The organism is Anabaena sp. PCC 7938, assembly GCF_049315035.1.
Classification (GTDB): domain Bacteria; phylum Cyanobacteriota; class Cyanobacteriia; order Cyanobacteriales; family Nostocaceae; genus Anabaena; species Anabaena cylindrica.
In genome coordinates this window covers 2,916,092-2,932,559 of the sequence record NZ_CP186034.1, presented here as the reverse complement: position 1 = coordinate 2,932,559, position 16,468 = coordinate 2,916,092, and the positions used below count along the sequence as shown (strand labels likewise).

At 38.7% G+C, this 16,468-nt stretch carries 16 protein-coding genes and 1 tRNA gene; 10 read left to right on the top strand and 7 right to left on the bottom strand.

The window, feature by feature from the left end; genetic code table 11:
• The first annotated feature begins 16 nt into the window (after positions 1-16).
• Both ACOWPH_RS13435 and ACOWPH_RS13430 read left to right on the top strand, forming a co-directional pair.
• On the top strand, positions 17-1,054 hold the full coding sequence (locus tag ACOWPH_RS13435) for an adenosine deaminase (protein WP_015215878.1): 1,038 nt from the start codon (positions 17-19) through the stop codon (positions 1,052-1,054).
• Positions 1,055-1,525: 471 nt separating this feature from the next.
• The gene (locus tag ACOWPH_RS13430; protein ID WP_190645369.1) at positions 1,526-1,891 is read left to right on the top strand and encodes a Crp/Fnr family transcriptional regulator; all 366 of its coding nucleotides are present in this window, start codon (positions 1,526-1,528) and stop codon (positions 1,889-1,891) included.
• A gap of 11 nt (positions 1,892-1,902) precedes the next feature.
• Here ACOWPH_RS13430 and ACOWPH_RS13425 read toward each other — a convergent pair.
• Positions 1,903-2,626 (bottom strand): IS1 family transposase gene (locus tag ACOWPH_RS13425; RefSeq protein WP_015213505.1). Its coding sequence is split into 2 segments (ribosomal slippage): positions 1,903-2,523 and positions 2,525-2,626, totalling 723 coding nucleotides; the frame shifts between segments, so codons are not numbered across the junction.
• A 245-nt stretch (positions 2,627-2,871) separates the two neighbouring features.
• Between ACOWPH_RS13425 and ACOWPH_RS13420 the strand changes: the two genes are divergently transcribed.
• Entirely contained in the window at positions 2,872-3,225 is a 354-nt protein-coding gene (locus ACOWPH_RS13420; RefSeq protein WP_311381494.1) for a Crp/Fnr family transcriptional regulator, read from the top strand.
• Between the two features lie 131 nt (positions 3,226-3,356).
• Complete coding sequence (locus ACOWPH_RS13415) at positions 3,357-3,776, top strand: response regulator (protein ID WP_015215877.1); 420 nt, start codon at positions 3,357-3,359, stop codon at positions 3,774-3,776.
• A 359-nt stretch (positions 3,777-4,135) separates the two neighbouring features.
• Here the strand turns inward: ACOWPH_RS13415 and ACOWPH_RS13410 are convergent, their stop codons facing one another.
• Positions 4,136-4,462, bottom strand: a complete 327-nt coding sequence (locus tag ACOWPH_RS13410; protein WP_015215876.1) for a rhodanese-like domain-containing protein — start codon at positions 4,460-4,462, stop codon at positions 4,136-4,138.
• Between the two features lie 150 nt (positions 4,463-4,612).
• Here ACOWPH_RS13410 and mutL point away from each other — a divergent pair, with 150 nt between their 5' ends.
• A complete protein-coding gene (gene mutL / locus ACOWPH_RS13405; RefSeq protein ID WP_042466087.1) occupies positions 4,613-6,271 on the top strand; it encodes a DNA mismatch repair endonuclease MutL in 1,659 nt (552 codons plus the stop codon).
• Between the two features lie 7 nt (positions 6,272-6,278).
• Here the strand turns inward: mutL and ACOWPH_RS13400 are convergent, their stop codons facing one another.
• The 3 genes from ACOWPH_RS13400 to yhdJ all read right to left on the bottom strand — a co-directional run bounded on the left by ACOWPH_RS13400 (position 6,279) and on the right by yhdJ (position 8,311).
• The gene (locus tag ACOWPH_RS13400; RefSeq protein ID WP_242043051.1) at positions 6,279-6,683 is read right to left on the bottom strand and encodes a hypothetical protein; all 405 of its coding nucleotides are present in this window, start codon (positions 6,681-6,683) and stop codon (positions 6,279-6,281) included.
• Positions 6,684-6,777: 94 nt separating this feature from the next.
• Complete coding sequence (locus tag ACOWPH_RS13395; RefSeq protein WP_242043050.1) at positions 6,778-7,431, bottom strand: hypothetical protein; 654 nt, start codon at positions 7,429-7,431, stop codon at positions 6,778-6,780.
• Positions 7,412-8,311 (bottom strand): adenine-specific DNA-methyltransferase, encoded by a 900-nt coding sequence (gene yhdJ, locus ACOWPH_RS13390; RefSeq protein ID WP_015215874.1) that lies wholly within the window; start codon positions 8,309-8,311, stop codon positions 7,412-7,414. Before yhdJ ends, ACOWPH_RS13395 begins: the two co-directional genes overlap by 20 nt.
• 683 nt (positions 8,312-8,994) lie before the next feature.
• Here yhdJ and ACOWPH_RS13385 point away from each other — a divergent pair.
• Positions 8,995-9,255 carry a hypothetical protein gene (locus tag ACOWPH_RS13385; protein WP_015215873.1) on the top strand — a complete coding sequence of 87 codons (261 nt, stop codon included), beginning with the start codon at positions 8,995-8,997 and terminating at the stop codon, positions 9,253-9,255.
• A gap of 190 nt (positions 9,256-9,445) precedes the next feature.
• Here ACOWPH_RS13385 and nagZ read toward each other — a convergent pair whose 3' ends face one another.
• Positions 9,446-10,555: a beta-N-acetylhexosaminidase gene (gene nagZ, locus ACOWPH_RS13380; RefSeq protein ID WP_015215872.1), complete on the bottom strand. Its 1,110-nt coding sequence runs from the start codon at positions 10,553-10,555 to the stop codon at positions 9,446-9,448.
• Between the two features lie 155 nt (positions 10,556-10,710).
• Between nagZ and pds the strand changes: the two genes are divergently transcribed.
• From pds to ACOWPH_RS13360, 4 genes are all read left to right on the top strand, one after another.
• Positions 10,711-12,171 (top strand): 15-cis-phytoene desaturase, encoded by a 1,461-nt coding sequence (gene pds, locus ACOWPH_RS13375; protein ID WP_015215871.1) that lies wholly within the window; start codon positions 10,711-10,713, stop codon positions 12,169-12,171.
• Positions 12,155-13,087: a 15-cis-phytoene synthase CrtB gene (gene crtB / locus ACOWPH_RS13370; RefSeq protein ID WP_015215870.1), complete on the top strand. Its 933-nt coding sequence runs from the start codon at positions 12,155-12,157 to the stop codon at positions 13,085-13,087. Before pds ends, crtB begins: the two co-directional genes overlap by 17 nt.
• Positions 13,088-13,365: 278 nt before the next feature.
• Positions 13,366-13,457 (top strand) — tRNA-Ser (locus tag ACOWPH_RS13365).
• 251 nt (positions 13,458-13,708) lie between these two features.
• Positions 13,709-15,031: an ABC transporter substrate-binding protein gene (locus ACOWPH_RS13360; protein WP_015215869.1), complete on the top strand. Its 1,323-nt coding sequence runs from the start codon at positions 13,709-13,711 to the stop codon at positions 15,029-15,031.
• Positions 15,032-15,116: 85 nt separating this feature from the next.
• On the opposite strand, the gene ACOWPH_RS13355 is transcribed toward ACOWPH_RS13360, so the two are convergent.
• Complete coding sequence (locus ACOWPH_RS13355) at positions 15,117-15,950, bottom strand: hypothetical protein (protein WP_042466086.1); 834 nt, start codon at positions 15,948-15,950, stop codon at positions 15,117-15,119.
• Positions 15,951-16,468: the final 518 nt, after the last annotated feature.

The following is a 16,468-nucleotide window of genomic DNA, read 5'->3' as shown; positions in this document are numbered from 1 at the left end:
GATAAAAATTACCATTATGGCCTTATACGCTGAGTTACATAGACACTTGGGGGGTTCAGTCGTTCCCCGCGTGTTGTGGCGGTACTTTGAGCGCCATGCTAAAGATTTAATTTCCCGTTTTGCTGAATATCCAGAATTTGAAGAATTTTACACCCGTCCCCGCAACACTTTAGATGAATATCTCGAATTACACACCTTAGTAGAAAGTGTGCAAACTGTAGAGACTTTACCTTACTTTATCTATCGCTTGCTGCGCGGTGCTTATATCTTTGAAAACTTGGCTTATTTAGAACTGCGTTATACTCCCTACTTGCGGACACCTGAACATTTAGATCAAGGGGCAAGAATTGATAAAATGACAGAAATTGTGGATATTGTGGGCAAATCTAGTCATTTACCTGAATATCCCATTGTGACTAGCCAAATTCTTTGTATGCACTCCCGTTTACCTTATGAAGTGAATAAGGCAATTGTGGATTTAGCAGCGCAAAATCGAGAATATGTCTGTGCGATAGATGTCGCGGGGGGCGATCGCTATTATGCTGAACGCATGGAAGAATGGATTAGTTTATATAATTACGCCCATTCTCTGGATATCAAGACCACAGGACATCTTTATGAAACTACAGATGGTTGCTATCCAGTACTTTTACCCTATTTAATGCGAATTGGTCACGGTATTCAAATTCCCCTACTATATCCAGAATTGCTTAAAGATGTAGCTCAACGGGGACAATGTTTAGAAGTTTGTCCCACCACTTACCTAAAAACCGGAACTTTACAGGATATCCGGCAACTGAAGTTAGTTTTTGACCGTTGTTTTGAAGCAGGTGTAGATATTGCCATATGTACGGATAACGCTGGTTTGCACAATATGCGACTACCGTTTGAGTATGAAAATCTCTTGACTTACGACATTATCAATTTTGCTCAATTACAAGCTTGTCAAGATGCAGCCTTTCGTCATGCATTTGCTTGGCCTTATACTCAACGTCCTGCATCTTTATTAAATGGGTTGTTGAAACCTGAAGCAGATAAGATGTTGGCAATGTAAGACGCTATTTCAATATTACAACTTTTGATTATCCTCTTCTTGAATATAGGGGATTTTTATTTGGGCATATCTACTGTTTTTGCCTGTTTTATCCTTTATAAGTGACTTAGTTATAAATGTTGGAATTTATATATTCTTATTCTGATTAACTCGTCAAAATAAGAAGATCTATCCCTGGTGGCAAAAACATAAATTGGAAATTTAAAAAGATATAATTCTTGATTAAAATAAATCTATAATAGACCGACTGGAGATAAATAGAAGTTTTGAATATTAAAGCTATATTTAGTTAAATTACTAATTTGTTAACTAGATTATCTATAATAAAGATAGGTAATATATTGGTGTAGATTTCCGTCAAAAAGATCACTTTAGAGAATACATCTTTTGACATTAGGGCTAAATGCGGATTGTCTCTCTTTATGCCTTGGGTTGCCTTTTCTAAAGACAGCTAAAATAAGGAGGATTATCATGTTATCAAATCATAATTCCCTAAAGTCAAAGAATAAATTGCTTGCTTCTTTGTCTTCCTCTGATTTTGAGCCTCTTGCTCCATATTTAGCACTTGTTACGCTTTCATCTGGACAAAATATTTACGCAGCAGAAGAACCAATTAAATACATCTATTTTCCTGATACAGCAATTATTTCTTTAATCTGTACAATGGAAAATGGCTCATCAGTAGAAGTAGGTTTCGTAAGTAGTGAAGGAATGGTAGGTATACCCGTAATTTTGGGAGATAACATCACACATCTCAATGCAATTGTGCAGGTTCCAGGTAATGGATTACGAATAGATGCAAATATAGTTAAAACTGAGGTAGTGGTAAATATGTAGTGATAATAAAATTAGGCGCTACAACAAGAATTATAATGATGAATAAAATACCAGATAGCACCAATATGATTATCTAACTTTTTAGAGAAGGATAAAGTCTTTCTAACCAAACGAGAAATTCTTTGACGCATTGTATTATTAAAGCGTTCAATATGGTTAGTCTTGCCACTTTCTTTCCCTACTGCCTGATGACGTTTGCTAGGAATAACTTGTGCGTAAGCTGCCCAAAAATCTGTATAGCAAACAGCACATTGACGATAAACTGGTGGTAGAGAATTCCATAATCCCCTAGCGCCATCTTCACTGCGGTCGCCTATGTAAACTCCAACTATTTCTCTAGTTTTTTTATCCAAAGCTAACCAAATCCATTGCTTATTACCCTTATGACCTACAAATGACCAAGCCTCATCACACTCAATAGTCAATTTACCTCTTGGTTTGGCTGAAACATTTACCTGAGTCGGAATCTGGGCATATTTATTATTCACATATTTTTGCAACCAAGTCTCTGAAACACGAGCAGCACGAGCAATACCTGCGAGAGGTATTTTCTCAAGTAAAAGTCTATCAATCAGTTCTATAGTATCTTTGCTAATAACTTTATTAGTGGGATTTTCTATAAACTGTCTTTTTGCAGTTTTGACACTGGTATTTTGGTTTTTGATTATGAATCTTCCCATTTTTGACAATGTGTTGAGAACCACAATTGGGGCAAGTAGGTCTGGAGATTGACATCAATACTGAAATAGTTGAATTTAAAAACACTGATACTATACTACATATAACACTTAACACGTTCTCGCTAAATCATATATTTAGAAACTTTATACTTTAGAGGAGTTTCAATTAGTTGGTTAAATGTAATTCAAATTGCAACGGCTACAAATGAATAATTTGAGTTAGAAAATATAAGATTTCACTACATATTTACCACTACCAAAACTGAATTTGATCGTGGAGGAGCGATTCAAAAACTACTATTGCACTATGTAAAAACTGTCTACCTTGAAGTTGCACAATGTGCGGCTTGTAACCGACTACATACTTTAGAAGAGAGACTTTCTCGGTGGTTATTGACAGTTGCTGATCGTCTAAATTCAGATGAATTTCCTCTAACTCAAGAATTTATCTCTCAGATGTTGGGTGTACGTCGTTCTGGGGTGACAGTGGCAGCCCATGCCCTCAGTAAAGCAGGATTGATTAATTATCGTCGCGGTCATATTAAGATTCTCAATCGAGAAGCTTTAGAGGCAAGTTCCTGTGAATGTTATCAAGTAATTAAAAATGAATATGCAAGGTTACTAAGCAATTCACCTCAACATTATTGTGATTGAATATTATCTGAGCTTATGTACGAAACCGGACAGACAGCTAATATTTAGCTTGTATAAGATAAAGGAGTAAATACTTTTTTATCTCTCTATTTTTACAAATCAAGTTGTTAAAAATAAATACAGGTGAATTCATGCACAGCCAATCTATCCATCTTGATAACCTACGATTACTGATTGTCGATGATGATAGTGATACCAGACAAATACTAACTTTATTATTTGAATTGGAGGGTGCAGAGATTATATCTGTTGCTTCCGCCAGTGAGGCTATAGAAATAATATCTAAATTTAAACCTGATATCTTAATTAGCGACATCTCTCTACCAGATGAGGATGGCTGTTCCTTACTACCTAAAGTTAGAAATTTAGAGGCATTACAAGGAAGGTGGTTTCCAGCTATTGCTATGACAGGTTGGGCTTCAGCCGAAGATAAAGAATATACATTGAAGGCTGGTTTTCAGAAACACCTTTCCAAACCAGTTAATTTAGATGAGTTAGTTTCTGCGGTTGCTAATTTGGTTGACTCGAATCAGTATGTCAATAGTTTTTAGGTGTATGCTCGATACTATTTCTTATAAAAAAGGGAATAGGGAATAGATAAGAAACTTTAGTTTTGAGTTTAAATTTCAGTCAAAAAAACAGTGTCATTATTTCAATCTCATGTTTTTAAACATGAGTTTTTTCTGTTAAGACTTGCCCGTTAAGAGTTCAGAAGGAACTGCTTCCAACTCTTCCTGATAGAGCAGCATGGCGTATGAATACTACGTCGTCACGCAAGCCCTCATTAGACATCTGGTGGAAAATAATGTAGATATGAGAATCCCTACCCATAGAATTTTTTGACAAGGGTTCTGGAAGACGCATATTTAATTTTCACCGGATGTCTATTGCTATGGTTGTTAAGTGTAAATTACACTCCTTCTGTTGCGCCGCCAACTGTTATCCAAGCTGTCAGACCACCTTGGAGTTCAGATACATCAGTAAAGCCAGCGGTTCGTAATGTTTCGGCTGCATGGGCTGCATGAGCGTCATGTTCGCCATAAACATAGATTTGACGTTGTGTATGTAGCGCAGATTTAGCACGAGATGCCAAGTCATCTAGAGGTATTGATATTGCCCCAGTGATATGGCCGTGATTGTAGGTATTACGATCGCGCACATCTATAATTGTCAATCCAGGTTGACCCCATTCTAGACGCGACTTTAAATCATGAACATCAGCAACTAAAATACTCATAAGCTGGTTCCGCTTATCACCTCATCAGCAATCTATCAAATATATTGCTGATAATTGGTTTTCTTTACAATTAATCAAAATTTCTTTTGAGATATTAACAAAATTCTTTTAATCTATGGAATGATTGACTGCGGGGCTAAACTAGAGTTTATGGCATCTATTATTCAAGCCTTACCAACAGAAGTTGTATATTTAATCACGGCTGGAGAGGTAATTGACTCTTTTACATCTGTGGTGCGGGAGTTGGTGGAAAATTCCTTAGATGCTGGTGCAACAAGGATTGTGGTTTCTCTATGGCCGCAGCAGTGGCGAGTGCGTGTAGCAGATAATGGTTGGGGCATGAACCTGGATGATTTGCAACAAGCAGCAACAGCCCACAGTACCAGTAAGATATCTTCTCCGGCAGATTTGTGGAAAATTACTAGTTTAGGGTTTCGTGGTGAAGCGTTACATAGCTTAACAACTCTGGCAGATTTGGAAATTCTCAGTCGTCCTGTGGGGGGAACAGAAGGCTGGAAGGTGAGTTATGGGAATGGAGGGGAAGTTGTTAAAGTAGAAGTAACTGCGATCGCACCTGGTACTGTAGTAACAGTTGATAATTTATTTGCTAACTGCCTTCCCCGTCGTCAAGGTTTACCCAACCCAGCACAGCAAATGAAAGCCGTACAGAGTGTAATTCAACAAATCGCCCTCTGTCATCCTCATGTCACTTACCAAGTCTGGCAAAATGACCGGGAATGGTTTACTCTGTGTCCTGCTGCAAGCGTAGGAAAATTAATACCGCAAATTCTCCCCCAAGTGCGACAAGGTGATTTAGAAGAAATCCATTTTCCTCTTCCCAGTCAAAATTCACCTGCCTCTACATTAGTAATCGGTTTACCAGATAGGTGTCATCGTCATCGTCCTGATTGGGTAAAAGTAGCGATTAATGGCAGACTGATTAAGTCACCAGAACTAGAGCAAACCATACTTTCAGCATTTCACAAAACATTACCGCGCGATCGCTATCCCGTTTGTTTTTTGCATCTGGCTATCTCTCCTGACCAAATCAACTGGAACCGCAACCCCGCTAAATCAGAAATTTACCTCAACGAACTCAGTTACTGGCAAGAACAAATTACCCAAGCAATCAATCAAGCCCTACATATTTCTGAAGCTAATATCAAAGAATCTATTCACACCACACGAGTTAGTAAATTACTCAAAGTTGCCGAAACAAAAGGCGATTACAATTTTCAATCCAAAAATCAAAATCAAGACAATAATCAGCACTATTTAAAAGCAGTTGCCCAAGTTAGCAATACTTATATTGTCGCCGAACATTCAGGCGGAATGTGGTTAGTCGAACAACACATTGCCCATGAACGAGTTTTATATGAACAACTATGTGAAAATTGGCAAATCGTAGCCGTAGAAACCCCAATAATTCTTTATCAATTATCCCCCGCACAAGTTTCCCAATTACAACGTATCAATTTAGATATTGAACCATTTGGAGAACAAATTTGGGCAGTTCGCAACATTCCCGCAATGTTACAACAACGTGAAGACAGCGCCGAAGCACTTTTAGAACTAAGTTGGGGAGGTGATTTACAAACAGCCCAAGTTGCAGTTGCTTGTCGTAGTGCTATTCGTAACGGCACACTCATGAGTTTACCAGAAATGCAAACATTACTAAATGATTGGCAACGCACACGCAATCCTCGCACCTGTCCACATGGTAGACCGATTTATTTATCATTGGAAGAATCTGCATTATCAAGATTTTTCCGGCGCAATTGGGTAATTGGCAAAAGTCATGGAATTTGAAGTATTTTTAGATTTCATTCTCAACTGCTTCCTCTTCTATATTGAACTCAAATCGACTTTGTAAAACTATTTCTTCAATTACTTGAATACCTCTTTGAACTTCTAATACTTTATTAAAACGAAGTATTAGTTCTGGAATATTTATCACTTCTTCTATACATTCCATATATTTTTTAATAATAGCCTTGATTTTATATTTTGTTCTTGCTTGTTCCTCAATTTTATTAAATAAATATTCAATTTCTTGCTCAGTTTTAATAACAAAAGTAACTGGATATTTTTGTACCTTATCAATATCTAGAAAATATTTTCCTGCATCTATAGTTTCTGTTACTTGAAAAAACCGACCCAGGGGCTTCATGACAAAATCTATACCACCATCGTTTGCATTTGTGCGTCCAGTTTTATACAAAATCAAATTATCAATATTTAATTCATCCTGTGACCAACCCCAATATATTTTCTGTTCAGCATAATACTGTTTGAGAATTGCATAACTAACAATTTCAAAGATTCTTGCATCTATATTTGGTTTTAATAAATATATTTGGTTTTAATAAACCTCTAATAAATTCAATCGCTGTTTCAGGTGATTGTTCTTGAATTTCAATCAGTTGTTGACAATAAATTATAAATTCATTAAATGAGTTCATTCTTGCTTTAATATAAGCATCAATGATATCTCTAATAGATTCGGCAATATTGATTACTTGATTATCAATTTTGATGTTTAGCAGGTTTTCATTAATCCAATATCTATTGGTTGCCGAATTTCTTATTATTGGTAAATAAGGTGATGTGCGAAAATGTCTTTTAAATTCTTCATTCAAACGATGATTTAGAGCATGATTTTGAAGTTTATTCCCAAAAGGTAGTTCTCTTTGTCTAATTAAAAGTGCCGTATATTGTGCGCCTTCGTAATCTTCGTAGCCATTTTTAATATGAAATTTATTCTGTAAATAATCCTCAACTAACACATATATAACATAATGATTAGCAAAGCTTCCTCTTGATTTTGAACCACGATTTGCAGCCTTGGTTTTAATATTGATGTACTGTAATAATTGACTATTGCTTAAAATAATATCTCCATATCCAGGAAAATATTTATTAATAATAGTAATTATTGTTTCTGTAAAATTATGCTGTAGGATTTGCATCAAAAATACTCCCCTGTACAAACTCTAAAGTCAAATCTAGTTTTTTACCATTTTTGTTTTTGATATTATGTTTTTTTTGTGGTTGTAAAAGTTTTTCTCCTTTATATTCTTGCATTCCTAAAACCCGCCTTAAACCAATTTTTAGATATTCTTCTTGTAGTTCAATACTTATAGATTTTCTGCCTAAGCGTTTAGCAACAGAAGCAGTTGTAAAAGTTCCAGCAAAAGGATCAAGTATTACACCTCCTTCATGACTACTTGCTAAAATTATTCTTTCTAACAATGATTCTGGTTTTTGTGAAGGATGATTTTCGTATTCCTCCATACGATATCTCACACGAGGAAAATACCAAGCATTCCCAGGGACTTTTTCAGTTTTATACGGAGTTGGAACTGATTTTCTGTAATCAATTAATTTACGTTGTGCGCCTGTTTTAGCTTCTATTTTGATGTCATCTGAATTAAAAATATAGTTATTTTTATCTTTAACACAATAAAGAATGGGTTCATACATTGAACCAAAGTATTTTGTGGCTTGAACTCCAGAACTATCATAATGCCATATTATGCGACTGAGAATAGTTATTTTTTTTCTCAAGTAAAGATCAAAATAAGGCATTGCTTGTGTACTTGTCATTACATAAATTGTGCCATTTGGTTTGAGAATCCGAATACAATCATCCAACCATTTGTACGACCAATTTACATATTCTTCTTCAGACTCCCATTTATCATGGAAATCACCAAATTTCTTACCTATGTTATAGGGAGGATCGACAAAAATTAAATCTACTGATTCTGAAGGAATATGATTTGATAAAATGCTGCCAGCATCACCATGAAATATGATATTCTCTTGCTGTTCATAACGTTCAAACATCTTTCGTGTCTTATTGTTCAGTAACTAAATAATTATAATAGTACATTCATTTTCATTATACAGCAGGTTGCGTAGTTAGGAGGTACAAAATCTAAATTGAACCCTATATACAAAGCCAGTTTTACTCCTGACTCCTGCCGTAACACAGTAAATACCACCTAGAAAGTAATACTTTAGGCTCAGAAAAATCTTAAAAACAATACTATAGATATTGAAAATCCTTGTCAAATCTATTTTTGTCTACCAACGCTTAATTCTATTACGAAAGATATATCTTTTACAGCTAATTGTTAATTTAATAACTTTCTCGTCGCTATTATTACTTAAATTCAAAACAAATAGCTTGAGCGAGTTTAAATAGGCAAAGCATTACTACACAGGAGTTTTAAAGTTTTACATTATATTTGTCAACTGATTTGTAATTAACTAGCTTATTGATAAATATGCTCATATGAGTTTGCTCTAAACTAGATATTTGCGTTAGGTATGTCAGGGAATTAGGATTTTATTGTCAATAACTCGAAACAGATAAACAACATCTTAATTACTACCTAAGTCAATCCTGAGTATTCGGAGGTAATCAAAAATAATGAACTCTACTATAAAAACAAGCGATTAGTTGAGCAATTACAAATTCGTTCTCAACTAACGTCGTGTCCGAGGTGTATTTAGGAGAAAAATTGATGTTATATTCCCAAAAAATCGAAAATCAAGAATTATTGACTGACCTTAGTGCAGAAGCATCTGCTAATATTAAAGGTGGTCAAAGTACCCAAGAACAAGGCGATCAAGGTGGAAATGGAGAAAGTCAAGGTGAAAAAAGTAAGTCTAATCAAAGTAAATATCTCCAAGCATTGGGATTTTCTTATCTCGCTCCCCCAGGAACAAATGAAATAACTGAGAAGGAAGCGTTGTTAGCTCAATACCTAGCCTGGAAAGACTAACTAGAGGGATGCGAGTTAATCATTTAAAGGTCTGACTTTTTTCGTCAATATTCAACCACTGATACTGAATATAGCTGTTAATCTAATTCAGTTAATACAAGTACTAACATAACCCATAAAGCTGATTTATTTAAAAAAAATCAGCTTTATTTATATCAAGAATAGCACCTATTTATGCTGATTTTCAATACTAAAAAGAGCAAGCAATTGCTAATTCAGCATTCTTTACTAAAGTCTCTTGATTAAGCTGATAAACTGGATATTGTGGAGTTAATTTCAATAAATTATCAACTCGCTGCCGGGAAATTTCTACTACTTGTGCATCTAAGCTACCATCACGCAACGAATTAGTAAAATCCTCCGCTATTTTATATGTTCTGGCTAGAGATGAGGAATTAATATTTCGAGAAACTATAAACAAATCACAACCCGCATTAAATGCACGTACTATTGTTCCCGACTGCATAAAAATTTCTGAAACTGCTTTCATATCTAAATCATCAGAAACAATCACACCTTGAAAACCGAGTTCATCCCGCAAAATATTATTTAAGATAGTCTTGGACAATGTTGCAGGCACATCAGCATCTATCTGAGGAAACAAAATATGGGCTGTCATAATTAAGGGAACTTGTTCCTGAATCAATATTTGAAAAGGTATCAGTTCCCGATTTTTTAAATCTTCTAAACTTAAATTTAATATTGGTAGCTCTAGATGAGAATCTGTACTAGTGTCTCCATGTCCAGGAAAGTGTTTAGCAGCACCTAAAATGCCCTCTTCCCGCAGTCCTCGGTAATATTCCCGCGCACCTTGACTAGCAGTTTCGGCAGTAGTCCCAAAAGCACGAGATCCAATAATCGGGTTGTGAGGATTGGAGAAAATATCTGCAACAGGAGACCAAGAAAGATTAATTCCCAGTGATTTAAGTTCTACAGCCGTAGCTTTTGCTACCTCGTAGGCGTGGGAACGACTACGTAGCGTCGAAGAAGATCGCAATAAATAAGCATGAGGAAAACGAGTAATAGGTGAAGGTGTCCGTACAACCCGTCCGCCTTCATGGTCTAGCGTAGTAAACATCAAGTCACGTTCAGTGTATTGGCGAACTTGGTCAATCAACTGCCGGAAGCTTTCTAACCAAACCGGATAAGGTACACCATCAAGAAAATTTTTAGCGAAAAAAATCACTCCCACTGGTTTTAACTCATTGAGCGCCCGTTTATCATCATCGCTGAGGGTTGTACCAGAAATACCGAGAATCAGGTGATTACCAAAGCTGTGCAACTGCTGAGATGTGTGCATAATCGGCTGACCATAAGAAAATTAAATCCTCTCTACTCTATCTTTTGGTCTTTAATTCCTCAGCCTTTTCAGGAAGTGATGCCAAATGTAACGGATTGCAACATATAATGAGAACGAGAAAACAGTTAAGAAATATTGAAAAGCAGTAGGTTTAAATGCGAGTAGCGAACACGAAGTGCAGCGTAGCTATCGCGGGTGCTGGTTTAGCAGGACTTTCCTGCGCCAAATATCTCACAGATTTAGGACATACACCCATTGTCTTGGAACGCCGAGACGTATTGGGTGGCCTTGTGGCAGCGTGGAAAGACTCTGATGGCGACTGGTACGAAACCGGATTACACGCCTTCTTTGGGGCATACCCCAATATGCTGCAATTGTTCAAGGAGTTGGGTATTGAAGACCGACTTCAGTGGAAAGAACATACACTGATTTTTAATCAACCCGATCAACCTGGAACACTTTCACGTTTTGATGTTCCCGATATTCCATCTCCTTTTAACGTCATTGCGGCAATTCTTCGCAATAACGATATGTTGACATGGGAGCAGAAAATTCGTTTCGCCATTGGACTGCTTCCAGCCGTAGTGAGGGGACAAAACTATGTTGAGGAGATGGATAAGTACAGCTTCTTAGAGTGGTTGAAAAGGCAAGGAGTTGATGAGCGGGTCACAAGTGACGTTTTCATTGCTGCTTGTAAGGCACTGACCTTTATCAATCCCGATGAAGTCTCGGCAACAATTTTATTAACTGCCCTAAATCGCTTTTTGCAAGAGCGATATGGCTCCAAAATAGCGTTTTTGGATGGTTCTCCCACAGAACGGCTGTGTCAACCCATCGTTGATCACATCACCGAACGCGGTGGAGAAGTCCGGCTCAATGCGCCCTTAAAAGAGATTTTGCTCAACCCGGATGGTACAGTAAAAGGGTTCTTGCTACGCGGGTTAAATGGAGAACCGGATGAAGTTATTACAGCAGACTTTTACGTATCAGCCATGTCGGTTGACCCATTGAAAGTCATGTTGCCAGAACCTTGGCAGCAAATGGAGTTTTTCCAGAAGCTAGAAGGTTTGGAAGGCGTGCCAGTAATTAACCTTCATTTATGGTTTGATCGGAAATTAACAGATATTGATCACCTGTTATTTTCACGATCGCCCCTCCTCAGCGTTTATGCTGATATGAGCAACACTTGTCGTGAATACGCTAACCCTGACCGCTCAATGCTGGAATTAGTTCTCGCACCTGCCAAAGACTGGATTAGCAAAACCGAAGAGGAAATTGTCTCTGCTACCATGGTCGAATTGGAAAAACTCTTTCCCGACGACCTCAAAGGAGACAATCCGGCAAAATTGCTGAAATATCATGTGGTAAAAACGCCGCGTTCAGTTTACAAAGCGACCCCTGGTCGTCAACAGTACCGTCCGCCCCAAATAACCCCCATTGCTAATTTCTTTCTGAGTGGGAGTTATACCATGCAACGCTATTTAGGCAGTATGGAAGGTGCCGTACTTTCTGGTAAGCTAACAGCGCAGGCGATTTGCGAATCGCTGCCAGAGGCAAATACTTCAAACCTGCAAACGCTAACTCGACCGCCTGCAACGAATGCTGCAACTGCCTGATTCCCCCCCGCGCATGAAAACGCTGGTCTCTGTAGACGATTCTTATAAACTTTGTCAGGAACTCACTGCCAAGTATGCCAAGACATTTTATCTGGGTACATTGTTGATGAGTCCGGCAAAGCGTCAATCTGTTTGGGCAATATACGCTTGGTGTCGCCGTACAGATGAATTAGTAGATGGGCCCGCATCTGCTCTTACCACCCCAGAAACCCTAGAACTATGGGAAAAGCAGCTGGACTCGATTTTTGCGGGCTGCCCCTTGGATAACTACGATGTCGCTTTAGTGGATACTCTCCAACGCTTTGCCATAGACATTCAACCTTTCCGGGATATGATTGCTGGTCAGCGCATGGATTTATATCGTAGTCGTTATGAAACGTTTGAGGATTTATACCTCTATTGCTATCGGGTTGCTGGTACTGTCGGCTTAATGTCAACGGCAATTATGGGTATAGATCAAAGTGTCTATACAGCACCGTGGAATCAAAACCAACAGCCGTATCTGCCCACAGCAGAAGCGATCGCTCTAGGAATTGCCAATCAACTCACTAATATTCTTCGGGATGTCGGTGAAGACGCAAAACGGGGGCGAATTTACATCCCCCTAGAAGACTTGGCCAAATTCAACTACACCGAAGAAGATTTTTTTAAAGGTGTCGTAGATGACCGTTGGCGTTCCCTCATGCGCTTTGAAATTGCTCGCGCCCGTGAATTTTATATTCAGGCAGATAGGGGAATTTCTTACCTAGCACCCGATGCCCGTTGGCCAGTTTGGGCAGCGTCTATGCTGTATGGGCAAATTCTAGATGTGATTGAGCGCAATGATTATGAAGTTTTCAGTCAGCGTGCCTACGTCCCCCAATGGCAAAAATTCCGCACTTTACCAGCGGCTTGGATGCGATCGCAAGTACTTTAACAGTTGATACGGGCGGCAACTCCGTCCGTACAATGATTAATTACTAGTAGTCTGTTAAATACATTTTGACTGATAAAGAAGAAACGAACCGCAAAGGACGCAAAGAGCGCGTTCGCGTTGCGTAGCAAAGGAATAAGGAAGAAAGAAGAATTATTCACCCGTCAATTAGTTCTTGACAGACTACTAGTCGGGAAAACCAGCAAATATGTTTTTGCCTAATGCCAAAAAAAGATATTGACTTAACTCAAAACATCTGCTACTATTAGTATCCATGACCAGGAGAGGTGGCTGAGTGGTCGAAAGCGGCAGATTGCTAATCTGTTGATGGAATCGTAAGGTCCATCCGAGGGTTCGAATCCCTCCCTCTCCGTTTTTAAGTAACACTCACCAAGTTATTTGTAAGTTTACAAATATTAATATCTTTTAGGCAATTATACTCCTTCAGAGGGGTGTTATTATTTAGCTTGATCCAAAACAAGCTTATAACTCACCCACAGGCGAGGGGTAAGATGAATTTTGGGGACGAAAAGAGTGCTACCTCTGAACAATATTTGATTTTAATCAGATGAGTAATGGGGTGGGTGACGAATTGCCGAACATGAATAACATTAAAAGTGATATATGTCTAAAATTAGTGTTGCCCTGACCTTAAGCTTAGTTACTATAGCCAGCGGCTTTTTTATGGCTGCTTGTGAAAATACCACCACAACTAACCCAACCCCCAACGAGACTAGCGCGACCCCAGCAGTCAACTCAACCAGCACATCTGGCAGCAGCAAAGGATTGAAAATTGGCAGCTTGTTACCAACAACTGGTGACTTAGCTTCCATAGGACAGCAAATGGTTGGTTCCGTTCCCTTGCTTGTTGATACAGTCAACGCTTGCGGTGGAGTCAATGGCGAAAAAGTCACCTTAGTAGAAGTAGACGACCAAACCGACCCCAAAGCCGGTGCTGCTGGTATGACTAAATTAGCAACTGTAGATAAAGCAGCTGGTGTAGTTGGTTCCTTTGCTAGTAGCGTCTCTACTGCGGCTATTTCCGTTGCCACTCCTAATAAAGTTATGCTGGTTTCTCCTGGTAGCACCAGCCCCGTATTTACAGAAAAAGCCCAAAAAGGTGACTTTAAAGGATATTGGGCGCGGACTGCTCCCCCAGATACCTACCAAGCACTGGCTTTAGCCCAACTTGCAAAGAAAAAAGGGTTTAAAAGAGTTTCTACTGTCGTTATTAACAACGATTACGGCGTAGGTTTTGAAAAAGCATTTGTCCAAACCTTTGAAAAACTAGGTGGAACCGTAGTTAATAAAGATAAACCTGTCCGCTACGACCCCAAAGCCCAAACATTTGATACTGAAGCAGGTGCTACTTTTGCGGGTAAACCAGATGCAGTACTAGCTGTGATGTACGCCGAGACAGGAAGTTTATTCCTCAAAGCTGCCTATCAACAAGGTTTAGCCAAAGGAGTACAAATTATGCTGACAGATGGAGTAAAGTCAGATAGTTTTCCTGAGCAAGTAGGTAAAAGTCCTGATGGAAAATACCTTTTATCCGGTGCGATTGGTACAGTCCCTGGTTCTGATGGTAAAGCATTAGCAGCTTTCAAAAAACTTTGGCAAGAGAAAAAAGGCGGTTCCCCAGGAGAGTACGCACCCCAAGCTTGGGATGCTGCGGCTTTGTTAACATTGGCAGCACAAGCGGCTAAAGAAAACACAGGTGTTGGTATTGCTGGCAAAATCCGGGAAGTAGCTGCGGGAGACGGTACAGAAGTAACGGATGTCTGTGAAGGTCTGAAGTTACTAAAAGAAGGTAAAAAAATTAACTATCAAGGAGCTAGTGGCAACGTAGATGTTGATGCTAATGGCGATGTCGTTGGAGTCTACGATGTTTGGACAGTGGGTGATGATGGCAAAATCAAAGTAATTGATAAAGTTAGTCCCAAGTAATTTGGGGGAGATGAGGAGGATTTATTGATCTTCCTCCTAACTCCGAACTCCGAACTCCGAACTCCGAACTCCTGACTCCTGCTATTTAAAATCCGCCAAAGTTGTAACCAACTCCTACCAAGAGGCCGATATCGGTTTGATCGAAAAATCCTGCATTGACAGCAGCTGTGGCGGTAAATCTATTAGTTAGAGGTACATCAATGCCACCAGTTACCAGGACAGCAGTTTCAGAGTTATCTCCAGTTTGAATCGCTGCACCGACTCCTACATAAGGAGCAATGGGTAGACGTTCGGTAAAGGGATCTCCTACTTGCTGGAATGAAAAATCGTAAGTGACGGGAATGAGAAATGTTGTATTATCCCCTAATATCACTGCTGGTCTGACAGATAAAGACCGTGTGAAACCGATTTTGCTGATAACGGTGAAATTACCATCGGCTAAGGAGGAAGTACCACCACTTAACCCGATGTTTCCAGCAAGTCCAATATAACTGCTACCACCACGGGTAGGTCTTCCTACATCAATATCCGATTGTGCTATTTGATTGGGCTGTGCAACTTGAGCCGTAGATGGTTTAGAGGTAGGTTCTGTCCCTTCAGCCGTCAACATGATTGATGAGGTGGCTACTGTTCCGGGAACAGGGATGATTGTCCGATTAGAAGTTTTATCTGTAGTGGCGTTGGGAAATTGTGGTACTTCGCTCAACTGGCTCTCAGAAATTACGTTTTCTCCAGTTTCAGTAGTGGGTATTACTTCTGTAGGAAAGTTGGTTTGTGGCTGGAATTCGGCGCTCACCTGAGTGTCAGAGGTTACAGTTGCAGATGGTTGAGTTGTTTGAGCAGTTGCGGATAGGCTACTACCTAAAACTACGATCGCAGTTAGACTTGGTAAGCAAAAAAGATTTTTACGCATAAACATAGTGTTCACATTCACTCCTACACGAATCATGATGACAACAGGGTTATGATTTCTGTTAATTTAATTCCAGAAATTTGGCTAATACCCAACATTTAACACCAAAAAAGCGATTTTTACATCTTTAATTTGACCTATTTCCTGGGGATTTAACAACAAACCTTTAAATGGTATATATTAAATTTGACAGATGGCAAAAATTATGTAGAGTATATAAATTTGTGCTTTCTATCTTTTTTCGGTGAATAAATGACTATAGCGATTCTTGGTTGAGTGAGATACAAGAACCCCACCCCCAACCCCCTCCCCGCAAGCGAAGAGGGGGCTATGATTACCTCATGTGATTAGGAAACGCTATATATTAAATTTGACAGATGACAAAAATTATGTAGGCTATATAAATTTGTGCTTTCTGTCTTTTTTCGGTGAATAAATGACTATCTCAAAATAAGTTGAAGCAACAAACCCTTATTTGCTAAGATTTCTCAGGCAAAAACATTAGAATAGGGCAAGTTTTTATT